Origin of the sequence: uncultured Tateyamaria sp., from assembly GCF_947504105.1 — a bacterium.
Taxonomy (GTDB): domain Bacteria; phylum Pseudomonadota; class Alphaproteobacteria; order Rhodobacterales; family Rhodobacteraceae; genus Tateyamaria.
Map to the genome: position 1 here is coordinate 48,249 of NZ_CANNGP010000005.1, position 11,332 is coordinate 59,580.

The 11,332-nt window shown below is 57.3% G+C and carries 8 protein-coding genes and 1 pseudogene; 8 read left to right on the plus strand and 1 reads right to left on the minus strand.

The annotated features are described in order from the left end of the window. Window positions 1-80: 80 nt before the first annotated feature. Window positions 81-1,067: an acryloyl-CoA reductase gene (gene acuI / locus Q1A75_RS04905; RefSeq protein WP_299551241.1), complete on the plus strand. Its 987-nt coding sequence runs from the start codon at window positions 81-83 to the stop codon at window positions 1,065-1,067. A 41-nt stretch (window positions 1,068-1,108) separates the two neighbouring features. Continuing rightward, complete coding sequence (locus Q1A75_RS04910; protein ID WP_299551238.1) at window positions 1,109-1,525, plus strand: HIT family protein; 417 nt, start codon at window positions 1,109-1,111, stop codon at window positions 1,523-1,525. 68 nt (window positions 1,526-1,593) lie between these two features. Here the strand turns inward: Q1A75_RS04910 and Q1A75_RS04915 are convergent. Continuing rightward, window positions 1,594-3,434, minus strand: a pseudogene (locus Q1A75_RS04915) (BCCT family transporter). A 473-nt stretch (window positions 3,435-3,907) separates the two neighbouring features. Between Q1A75_RS04915 and Q1A75_RS04920 the strand changes: the two are divergent. The 6 genes from Q1A75_RS04920 to Q1A75_RS04945 all read left to right on the plus strand — a co-directional run bounded on the left by Q1A75_RS04920 (window position 3,908) and on the right by Q1A75_RS04945 (window position 11,280). Next, the gene (locus Q1A75_RS04920; protein ID WP_299551235.1) at window positions 3,908-5,602 is read left to right on the plus strand and encodes a BCCT family transporter; all 1,695 of its coding nucleotides are present in this window, start codon (window positions 3,908-3,910) and stop codon (window positions 5,600-5,602) included. 100 nt (window positions 5,603-5,702) lie between these two features. Beyond that, entirely contained in the window at window positions 5,703-6,929 is a 1,227-nt protein-coding gene (locus tag Q1A75_RS04925) for an aminotransferase class V-fold PLP-dependent enzyme (RefSeq protein WP_299551232.1), read from the plus strand. A gap of 77 nt (window positions 6,930-7,006) precedes the next feature. After that, on the plus strand, window positions 7,007-8,422 hold the full coding sequence (locus tag Q1A75_RS04930) for a deoxyribodipyrimidine photo-lyase (protein ID WP_299551229.1): 1,416 nt from the start codon (window positions 7,007-7,009) through the stop codon (window positions 8,420-8,422). Between the two features lie 76 nt (window positions 8,423-8,498). Further along, window positions 8,499-9,707: a cyclopropane-fatty-acyl-phospholipid synthase family protein gene (locus tag Q1A75_RS04935; protein WP_299551226.1), complete on the plus strand. Its 1,209-nt coding sequence runs from the start codon at window positions 8,499-8,501 to the stop codon at window positions 9,705-9,707. A gap of 18 nt (window positions 9,708-9,725) precedes the next feature. Beyond that, a complete protein-coding gene (locus Q1A75_RS04940) occupies window positions 9,726-10,166 on the plus strand; it encodes a TrgA family protein (RefSeq protein ID WP_299551223.1) in 441 nt (146 codons plus the stop codon). Window positions 10,167-10,170: 4 nt separating this feature from the next. Beyond that, a complete protein-coding gene (locus tag Q1A75_RS04945; RefSeq protein ID WP_299551220.1) occupies window positions 10,171-11,280 on the plus strand; it encodes an NUDIX domain-containing protein in 1,110 nt (369 codons plus the stop codon). Window positions 11,281-11,332: the final 52 nt, after the last annotated feature.

An 11,332-nucleotide genomic window follows, 5' to 3' on the forward strand; every position in this document is an offset into this window, starting at 1 on the left:
AACCGGGGCGCTGCCCCGGACCCCGAAGTTTACTTTGCAAGATGAAGCAGGGGATCATCCCCCGAAAAATGGAGAACAAGATGTTCAATGCACTGGTGGTCAACAAGGACGAAGAAAGTGGCAAGACGTCCGCTGCGGTGCAGGAACTGTCGCTGGATGATCTGCCGCAAGCCGAGGTAACCGTGGCGGTCGAGTATTCAACCGTGAACTACAAGGACGGTCTTTGCATTGGCCCGGGCGGCGGGTTGGTCCGCAAATACCCTCATGTGCCGGGCATCGACTTTGCCGGGACCGTCGAGGCATCAGACGATGATCGTTACAAGCCCGGCGACAAGGTCGTGTTAACCGGCTGGCGTGTCGGTGAAGCGCATTGGGGTGGCTATTCGCAAAAGGCGAGGGTCAAAGCGGACTGGCTGGTGCCGCTGCCTGAGGGCCTCGATACCCGGCAGGCGATGGCCGTGGGCACTGCTGGTTTTACGGCAATGCTGGCGGTGATGGCGCTGGAAGATCATGGGATCAAATCCGGACCTGTTCTGGTCACGGGGGCTGCCGGCGGTGTTGGGTCGGTTGCGACAGCCATTCTCGCGCACTTGGGTCATACCGTTGCAGGCGTTACGGGGCGGCCTGAAACAGCCGACTATCTGACGTCACTTGGCGCGAGCCAGATTGTTGCACGCGAAGAGATCAATGAAACCACCAAGCGCCCGCTTGAGGGTGAAACCTGGGGCGGCTGTGTTGACGCCGTCGGTGGTGCAATGCTGGCGCGTGTTTTGGGTCAAATGGAATACGGCGCGTCAGTCGCGGCCGTCGGTCTGGCAGGGGGCGCGGGCTTGCCCGCGACGGTCATCCCATTCTTGCTGCGCGGTGTGAACCTTTTAGGCATCGACAGTGTCATGCAACCTTATGACAACCGCGTCCGCGCGTGGCAGCGTGTTGCCAAGGACCTACCCATGGACAAGCTCGAAGCCATGGTTCAGCCCGCCACTCTGTCCGATCTGCCAAAGCTGGGTGCGGATATCCTGAAAGGGCAAATCAAGGGCCGCGTCGTGGTCGACGTGAACGCCTGATCGGTCTAGACGGGTCTTTGAACAGTTTTCGGAGACCCGCGATGACCGCCTATGACGACCAGAACATTTTCGCCAAGATCCTGCGGGGCGAGATCCCCAACGTAACAGTCTACGAAGACGATGATACGCTGTGCTTCATGGATATCATGCCGCGCACGGACGGGCATTGTCTGGTGATCCCGAAAACTCCTTGCCGCAATGTCCTAGATGCCAACGATGCGCAGTTGGCCGCAGTCATGTCGACGGTCAGGAAGGTTGCGAACGCGGCTAAAACCGCATTTGGGGCCGACGGTGTCACCCTACAGCAATTCAATGAAGCCGCAGGCGGGCAAGAGGTGTTTCACCTGCATTTCCATATCCATCCCCGACACGAAGGTGTGTCGATGCGCCCGGCGGGCACGATGGGAGACATGGATGCGATCAAGGCGCATGCAGAGGCGATCCGCGCCGCGCTTTAGTCTGACATAATCATAATAATTGAAAAAGGGGCGCCAATAGAGCGCCCCTTTGTGGCTGATAAGTCGGTCTATTCCGCCGGTTGTCCAATCGCGTCGTCCGACTTGGCGCGGCGGCTGTCGTTGAACAGTGCCTTGACCAGCGACACCATCATCAGAACCATAATGATGGTGAAGGGCAGGGCACCGATGATCATGGCATCTTGAAGCGACGCCAGTGGATCACCCCCGCGGCCCGAGGCCCCTGCAATGATCAATCCGCCAATGACACCTGTCATGATCAATCCCCAGATGATCCGGTGTTTGATGCCCGTTTCCTGTGCGCCACCCGACATGATGGTGTTCATCACAAGGATGCCGGAATCAGCCGAGGTGACAAGGAAGGTCATGATCAGCACCACGCACATGATGGTGATGACCGATAGGAAGCCACCCTCGATCATGTAGCTGAGGGTCACAAACAACTTGTTGGTGTTCGACGCGCCGATAATGGCCCCATCTGCCACACCCTGCAGTTCCAGATCGATCGCTGTTCCGCCCAATATGGTCATCCAGGCAAAGCAGACCAGAGCCGGGGCAAACACGCAGCCCAAGATGAACTCGCGGATCGTGCGGCCTTTCGAGATGCGCGCCAGGAACAGACCGACGAAGGGAGAGAAGGCAATCCACCACGCCCAATAGAAGGTTGTCCAACCCGATTGCCAGCCGAACAGGCGACCTTGGGCGCCGGCTTCATAGGCCGCCGCCTGCGTTTCAGGCGGCAGCGATGCTGCGACCCCTTCGAGGCCGCCGGTAAAGCCATCGACACTGCCCCAGGCGTTTGTTGCCCCGCTATACAGATCGGCAGCCATCGGCGCGGCCTCTTCCGGCAGGTTCGCGGCAAACGCATCTTGGCCCAGCGGGCTATACGCCTCAAAGCTGAGCGGAATGAACTGGATGATGTAGTCCACCAATGCCGTGCCATATGTCGTCATCGCGAACACGAAGCTGCCAAAGATCACGAAGGTCAGCAGCAGGATGATCGACAGCACAAGGTTGAGGTTCGACAGGTATTTGATCCCACGACCCACACCCGACACGGCGGACAGGATCGAAAGAAACATGATAACGGCCAGTGCCGACAACAGACCAACGGTGGACGGCGTTGGCGGCGCATCCCCCTCGGCCACACCCATCAACCAGCTCATTCCGGTCACGGCATAAACGCCGTCAACGAACTGGCTTACCCCGTATCCGATCGTGACGGACACGCCGAGGATGGTGGCGACGACGCCCAGCACATCAACGATGTGACCCACGATGCCGTTGGCGACCTTGCCCAATATTGGCGTCAGCGCCGACCGGATGGTCAGGGGCATATCGCGGGTATAGGCGTAGTAGGCTAGGCTCAGCCCGGTGACCACGTAAATAGCCCAGGCGTGGAACCCGTAGTGCAGGAAAGTGTAGCGGTACGCCGAGGTCAGTGCTTCGGGCGTGTGTTCCCAACCACATTGCCGGCGACAGTCTCGGGGTTCGAGCCCCAAAGTCCAAGCGGTTCGGCAGTGGCAAACACCATCAACCCGACACCAAGGCCCGCGCCGAACATCATCGAGAACCAAGAAAAGTTGGAAAACTCGGGCACCGTCTCTGGCCCGCCCAGTTTGCGCTTGCCCGTGGGAAGGATCGCAAGAGCAAACAGAAAGAAGGCAAAGCACCCGACCGAAATAATGTAAAAGGCATTGAAACCCTGCAAGAGCGCCCAATTCCAGTCGTCAAGCGTGCCATTCGCGCTGACGGGAAAGATGATGGCCCACAGCACAAGGGCGACCATTACGGCCTTGGACTTGAGTGCGATGGGAAGGCTGTAGCCTTCGTAGAACCCTGACTGTTGTTTGGTGATATCAAGGTCCGTGAACGGTTCCTTAAGTGCCATGAACGTGGCTCCCTGCTGTTGGGTTCGCCCGCCATCTTGCGTGGCTTTGGCATGAGATAGGGTACACGATTTCCCGCAGATCGAGAAATGAGACCAGTATTAAGTGTGTTTTCACGTTTTGTGCATAAAGCGTGGCAGGGTTTTGAGCGAAGACTGGCTTATCCGCGACAGCAAACGGCCTCAATTTGACATTTTTTGCCAGTTCTTGGGTCATGCGCGTGTTGGACGATGCGAAATCTGTGATGCAAGCAGGGTTCCGAATCTCAAGAAATGAGACGCTCAATTGACGTGGACACGTCCTTTTCAATACACAGAAAGGCCCAATGCATTGAAAATCAGACACCTTTTTTCATTTCGGAAACAAAAACGGCGTTCTGGCGTCCAATGCGACCTCTGCGGCACCAATTAACCCTTCGTTTATGTCTCTACCCGTGGTTTGCTGATGTCATAAAAATGACAACAGGAAGGTATCTATGTCTATTCAACCTCCATTGACGGAGTTGCCGATAAAAACCGCCGACACGGGTTTTTATCGCGGCTTCAGTGTCAACGTCGCGGTGGTCAGTAAGGTCATCATCAGTGTGCTCGTCGTTTGGTGCATCGTCTGGCCAACAGAGGCGGGCACCGTGTTGGGCGACTGGAACAGCGTCATTCTGTCAAACTTTGCCGCATGGTACATCTGGGTCGTTACGTTTTTCGTGCTCGTTTGCCTTGGGCTGGCGATTTGGCCGACCGCTGGGCGCCTAAATCTGGGTCAACCAGGCGAAAAGCCGGAATTCAGCAATTTCTCATGGTTTTCGATGATGTTCGGTGCCGGTATTGGCGTTGGTATGCTGACCTGGGCTGTGGCCGAGCCTGTGGCACATTTCAAAAACAACCCTTCGGTTATTCAGGGTGCAACGACAGCGCTTGGCGAGGATAACGTCCGTGAAGCCTATGTCTGGTCTTTCTTGCATTGGGGGCTGGGCGCTTGGGCATGCTACGCCATCGCGGGACTTGCGCTTGCCTTCTTCAGCTATCGCCGAGGCCTGCCGTTGACGATCCGATCGTCACTGACGCCACTGTTCGGTTCCTCTCTGTCGGGGCTGCTGGGCAACATCATTGATATTGTGGCCGTTGTCGCGACGATCCTTGGTGTGGCACAGACACTTGGTTTCGGTGTCGAGCAATTCGTGGCCGGACTGACCCGCATTGGGATTGGCGGGCTGGTGCTTGAAGATGGTTCGGCGACGACACTGGGCATCATCGTTGCACTCTTGGTCATTATGGGAGCCTCAACTCTGTCGGCGTTGTCCGGCGTGGGTAAAGGCATCAAATGGTTGTCCAATATCAATATGGTTCTGTCGATTGTCCTTCTGGGCTTCTTCATCCTGTTTGGTGCGACTTTCTTTGGTGCAGCAGCCTTCTTCGTTGGGATCTGGGACTACCTGATCGCACTGCCATGGCTCAGCTTCAACGTTTACGCGTCTGACGGCGTTGACGGCTCCGAAGCGTTCCTTCTTGCACAGTGGCAGGGCTGGTGGCCCGTGTTCTACTGGGCCTGGTGGATCGCATTTGCACCGTTTGTGGGTCTGTTCCTGGCGCGCATCTCGCGCGGTCGGACCATCCGCGAGTTCGTTCTGGGTGCCATGATCGTTCCGTCGCTGATGTGCTTTGTCTGGTTCTCATGGGCCGGTGGCACAGCCATTGACCTTGAACTGAATGGCGATGCCAATGGCGTTATTCTGGACGCGGCCAATGGCGACAAGATCTTTGCCATGACCCAGTTCATGTTGGCCCCGATTGCTCAGGCTTTGGCGTGGGGCATGGCGGTTCTGATCGTTGTGTTGCTGATGACGTTCCTTGTGACATCCGCTGACTCAGCCGTGCTAATCGTGAACACCATCAACGCGGCCGGTGACGAAGGTCCAAAAGCGCGTCCCCACATCCTATTCTGGGGTTCAGCCCTTGGCCTTGTTGTGGCAGGCCTGCTGATCTCCGGCGGGACAGGTGCCATTCAGACGGCCATGGTGATCGGGGCGTTGCCGTTCTCGATCGTGATGGCGCTGATGTGTATCGCGCTGATCAAGGCGATCTATAATGACGGTCGCCGCGAGGCCGCGGGCGTACCAGCCGTGCATTCGGAAATTCCAGGTGCGACGGGCAATGGCCTGTCGCCGGCCGAATAAAACCTGACTTTTCAGTTGTCCTTTGGGGCAACTGGGATAGCATCGAAAGGCCCCGACCATCTGGTTGGGGCCTTTTTATCTTTAGACGGAGTACCGGCCGATGTCCCTTGATCTTGAGTTTGTGCGCGCGCAATTCCCTGCCTTCGCCGAACCTTCATTGCAGGGGCAGGCTTTCTTTGAAAATGCTGGAGGTAGCTACACTTGCAAACAGGTCGTTGATCGCCTGTTCCGCTTCTACGCGCAGCGCAAGGTGCAGCCCTATGCCGATTACGAAGCCTCGCGTCTGGGCGGGCAAGAGATGGATGAGGCACGCAACCGTATGGCGGCCATCCTCGGAGTGGATACGGACGAGTTGAGCTTTGGCCCATCGACCACGCAGAACACATATGTTCTGGCACAGGCTTTCGCCCAGATGATGCAACCCGGCGAGGCGATCGTGGTCACCAATCAGGACCACGAAGCCAACAGCGGCCCGTGGCGGCGTCTGGTGGACTGCGGGATTGACGTGCGCGAATGGCAGGTGGATCCGGACAGCGGGCACCTGGATCCCACTACGCTCGAAGACATCCTTGATGAAAGTGTGCGTCTGGTCTGCTTCCCGCATTGCTCGAACGTTGTGGGAGAGATCAACCCGGTAACCGAGATCACTGCGCTTGCCCATGCCGCCGGGGCCTTTGTTTGCGTCGACGGGGTCAGCTATGCCCCGCACGGCTTTCCTGACGTCGGCCATCTCGGACCCGACATCTACCTGTTCTCGGCTTACAAGACATATGGACCACATCAGGGGTTGATGGTGATCCGCCGCACTCTGGCAGAGTTGCTGCCAAACCAGGGGCACTATTTCAATGAAGGTAGCTTGCACAAAAGGTTCACGCCCGCAGGTCCCGATCACGCACAGGTGGCAGCCTGTGCGGGCATGGCAGATTATGTGGATACCCTTTATGAGCACCATACAAGCGGTGCAGACACACAAGTGTCCCCGCGGGGACACGTCGTTCATGATCTCATGCGCGCACGAGAAATCGACGGGCTGTCCCGTGTCATGGATGTCTTGAAGGACCGCAACGATCTGCGTGTCATTGGCCCGACCGATCCCGCAATCCGCGCACCGACTATCGCATTGGATCTGGGTCGTGATCCGGTAGGCATTGCCGCTCGCCTTGCGGATCATGGCATTATGGCTGCTGGCGGTGACTTCTACGCCGTACGTGCCCTGCAAGCCATGGGCGTTGATCCAGACCGGGGTGTGTTGCGCCTGAGTTTCACGCATTACACGAGTGATGCAGAGATCGATCAGCTTTTGACGGCCTTGGACAGGGTTCTTTGACGTAAAGGCATGCTGCCACAACTTGATCCATCCGACCGCGTTCTACGTAACTCTCGATAACCAATAGGAACGGGGCCTTGAGCAGCACACCGATTATCATGTGGTTTCGCCGTGACTTGCGGCTAAGTGACCATCCTGCCTTAAAAGCGGCCTGCGACAGCGGGCGCCCAGTCATTCCCGTCGTCATCCGTGATGCAAGTGTGAACGATCTGGGCGCAGCCCCGAAATGGCGGTGGGGATTGGGTGTTGAGCATCTGGCCCAGTCCTTGGCAGACAAGGGCACCAAGCTGATCTTTCGCTCGGGTGATGCGCTTGAGGTCTTGCAAAAGCTGATTGCCGATACGGGGGCAGGGTCAGTTTATTGGTCGCGCCTTTATGACCCGCAAGCGGTCGCGCGCGATACCGAGATCAAGTCTGTCTTAAAGGATGCTGGTGTTGAGGCTCGCAGTTATGGCGGCCACCTGATGTTCGAACCCTGGACAACAGAGACAAAGACCGGTGGATTCTACAAGGTCTATACCCCGTTCTGGCGATCGGTGAAGGACCGGAATGTTGACGCGCCTCTGTCTGCACCAAGTCGCGTTCCCGCGCCTGAAGTCTGGCCTGACAGCGAAGTGTTGGCAGATTGGGCGCTCGGCGCCGCAATGAACCGGGGAGCAGAGATCGTCCGCCCGCATGTTCGCCTTGGGGAACGTGCAGCGCAGTCGCGGCTTGGCGTATTCATCGATGGCAAGGTTGCAAGCTACGATGATGGGCGGGACATCCCGGCAGAGGATCGCACCTCGAACCTGTCGGAAAACCTCACCCTCGGAGAGATCAGCCCGCATCAATGCTGGCACGCGGGCCTACGGGCACTGCACGAAGGCAAGGCCGGTGCCGAAACCTTTTTGAAAGAACTCGTTTGGCGCGAGTTTGCATATCACCTCATGCATCACACGCCGCATATACTGGACCAGAATTGGAAAGACGGTTGGGACGCGTTCCCATGGAACAAGGACGACACCGCGGAGGTCGTCGCTTGGAAACAGGGGCGTACCGGTATCCAATTCGTCGATGCAGCGATGCGCGAGATGTATGCGACGGGCCGCATGCACAACCGGGGCCGTATGATTGTAGCGTCGTATCTATGCAAACACTTGATGACTCACTGGCGCGTCGGACAGCACTGGTTCGAGGAGTGCCTGATCGACTGGGACCCGGCCAGCAATGCAATGGGCTGGCAGTGGTCGGCAGGTTCAGGCCCCGATGCAACACCCTATTTCCGGGTGTTCAACCCGGTCACTCAGCTCGACAAGTTTGACAAGAACCGTGACTACGTGAGCCGCTGGATCGCAGAAGGGCGTCGCAACCCTGCACCCGAGGCGGTGTCATATTTCAGGGCGATCCCGAGAGCGTGGAACCTGTCCCCGAACGACGTTTATCCGGGTCCTGTGGTGCCTGCAGATAAAGGCCGCAAAAGGGCGCTAAGTGCTTACGAAAAACGTAATTTTTGATGACAACCGCGTGCGCATGGTTGCGCGATGTCAACTGTCAAGCTAACTTGACAGAAATGCGTAATGGGGAAACCGCATGATCCTTACCACGACTGACGGCCAGACGGGCTTGCCACGCTATTTTGCCCGTGTCTTTGCCATGGCGCAGGGGACAAACAATGGCCGTGTAGACTTTGTTCTACCCGATGGCCGTTGCTTTCGGGCCGAGGGGCCAAACCCCGGTCCGGTGGCCGAGTTGCATATCCACAATGATGATCTGTTTGCGCGCCTGATCCGCGAAGGGGATTTGGGGTTTTGCGACGCATACCTTGACGAATGGTGGAGCACCCCGGATCTGCAAGCTTTCATGGATTGGGTGCATGCTGACAATGACGATATCTATGACGGGTTTCCCGGAATGGGTCTGGTGCGCCGGTTCGAGAAGTTCCGCTTTTGGTTGCAACGCAACCACCGCGAGCAGGCGCGGAAGAACATCAGCTACCACTACGATTTGGGAAACGAGTTCTATGGCCTATGGCTCGATGACACGATGACATATTCTTCGGCCCTCTTTGAAACGGGACAGGAAAGCCACGAGGCCGCGCAGATCGCGAAATATGCCAGTATGGTGGATCAGATGGGTGCGCAGCCCGGCGATCATATCCTGGAGATTGGATGCGGTTGGGGTGGGTTCGCGGAATATGCTGCCAAGGAACGTGGGTTGAAGGTCACGGGTCTCACCATTAGCGAAGAGCAATTTAAGTATGCCCGGGAGCGCATTGAAAAAGCTGGTCTTTCTGAACTTGTTGATTTCAAGCTGCAAGACTACAGGGACGAACGCGGCACCTATGATGGCATTGCCAGTATCGAGATGTTCGAAGCGGTGGGCGAGAAATACTGGCCCGTTTACTTTGACACCGTCCGGGATCGCTTGAAGCCTGGCAAAAACGCGACACTGCAGATCATCACGGTGCAGGATCGGCGCTGGAAGGTCTACAAACGCGGTGTGGATTTCATTCAGAAGTACATTTTTCCGGGCGGTATGCTGCCCAGTCCGTCGGCGCTTCGTAAACAGATCATCAAGGCGGGCCTGGGGATCGAACGATCGGTTGAGTTTGGGCAAAGCTACAACATCTCGCTGCGCCGTTGGCATGAGACATTCAACCAAAGGTGGGATCAGATCGCAGATATGGGTTTTGACGACCGATTCCGGCGGATGTGGAATTTTTATCTGACCTCTTGCGCGGCGACCTTTGAAAGTGCCAACTGCGACGTAACGCAGATCACGATCAAAAGACCCGGGTAGCCATGGAAGATCAAAACGATGCCTAACGCAGCCAAATTGGTGGCCGCCTTGGGCCTTGGTCTTTTGGCCTTTGTCGTGTCCGGCATGATCATGCCGCTGTTCGAGGAAGATACGAATTTCGGTTGGTTCACCTACGTGAATATAGCGGTTGGGCTTTTGACCGGGTGGATGGTGGTAGGTCCGCGCGCAGGGCGGGGTATGACCTCGGCCGTGAATGTCGGGCTGACCGGTCCCGTTGTTATGGTGTTCTGGTGCCTGTTCGTTCAATCCTGCAACGAGATGGTGCGCATCGCCATGAAAAACCGCTACGATGGTGCGTTCGAGGCTCTGGTTGCGATCTTTCAGATCGGATCGGAGTGGGCGCTGCTGATGAGCACGATCCCCATTTGGGCAACCTTGCTGGTCGGTGGCATGATCACTGGTATCCTGACCGAATATGCTTGGCGCACTTGGCGGTAACACTATGGAAAATCTGTTTTTCTACGGCACGCTCCGGCATGTGCCGTTGCTGGAATGTGTGCTGGGGCGTCGTGCCGAAGTTATCGATTTCTCTTCGGCCTCCTTGCAGGGCTATGCGGCCTATTCTGAGCCTGGTGGGCTTTATCCAGTGCTACGTGCACAAGGTGGGGCGGAAACGTCGGGTGTCATTGTTCGTGACCTTTCAGCCGGGGATATTGCGCGGCTGAACTATTACGAAGGCGGCTTTGCCTATGAATTGCGCGCTATCACCCTGACCTCGGGCGAGGCCGCGAGCGTCTATTTACCCGGCGAAACAGTTCCATCTATTGCAAACGTTTGGGACTTTGCCGTGTGGCTGGATCATTGGGGGTCAATGACGGTTTGGGCTGCCGAAGAAGTCATGGACGGCTTTGGAAAGCTGACAGCGGACGAGGTGGCCAATCGGTTTCCCCGCATCCGCGCCCGCGCCTGGAGCAAGGTGTTGGCGCAGTCAGGGCGCCACGGGCAGGGGGTTCTTGAGGGACGCGTCGATGTCCTGTCGCACACACGGGCACACACCAACTTCTTTGCCATGGATGAGGTCGCCCTGCGTCACGAGACGTTTGACGGTGGCATGTCAGAACCAATGCAACGCGCGGTTTTTGTATCTTCGGATGCCGCTATTGTACTGCCTTACGATCCTGTTCGCGATCGGATTTTGCTTGTGGAGCAGATCCGTCTGGGCCCGATCGGCCGGAACGACCCAGTGCGTTGGCAAATGGAGCCGGTCGCCGGCTTGATTGATCCCGGTGAAACGCCCGAACAGGCGGCGCGGCGGGAAGGGATTGAAGAGGCAGGATTGGAGTTCCGCACTTTGGAGCCGGCGGGTGAATGCTATGCGTCGCCGGGGGCCGTGACCGATTTCTTTCATTTGTTCGTCGGGATTTGCGATTTGCCTGATGGCAGTGCGGGGATTGGCGGACAAGAGGATGAGGGTGAGAACATCCGCAGCCACCTTATGTCCTATGCTGAACTGCTTGCGATGGCAGATGATCGGCGGGTTGCAAATGCACCGCTGGCGCTGCTTGCGTTTTGGCTGGCCCGCCACCGTGCGCGTTTGCGCGCCTCTGTGTGACCCAACGCGGCTTGAGGTCGCCGGACACCACAGCTACACCTTTCGTGAATGA

What these genes read in the sequence shown, in the direction of transcription:
- Q1A75_RS04940 (WP_299551223.1), top strand. Translation starts at nt 9,726, where the DNA reads ATGCCTAACGCAGCCAAATTGGTGGCCGCCTTGGGCCTTGGTCTTTTG.
- acuI (WP_299551241.1), top strand. Translation starts at nt 81, where the DNA reads ATGTTCAATGCACTGGTGGTCAACAAGGACGAAGAAAGTGGCAAGACG.
- Q1A75_RS04945 (WP_299551220.1), top strand. Translation starts at nt 10,171, where the DNA reads ATGGAAAATCTGTTTTTCTACGGCACGCTCCGGCATGTGCCGTTGCTG.
- Q1A75_RS04935 (WP_299551226.1), top strand. Translation starts at nt 8,499, where the DNA reads ATGATCCTTACCACGACTGACGGCCAGACGGGCTTGCCACGCTATTTT.
- Q1A75_RS04920 (WP_299551235.1), top strand. Translation starts at nt 3,908, where the DNA reads ATGTCTATTCAACCTCCATTGACGGAGTTGCCGATAAAAACCGCCGAC.
- Q1A75_RS04925 (WP_299551232.1), top strand. Translation starts at nt 5,703, where the DNA reads ATGTCCCTTGATCTTGAGTTTGTGCGCGCGCAATTCCCTGCCTTCGCC.
- Q1A75_RS04910 (WP_299551238.1), top strand. Translation starts at nt 1,109, where the DNA reads ATGACCGCCTATGACGACCAGAACATTTTCGCCAAGATCCTGCGGGGC.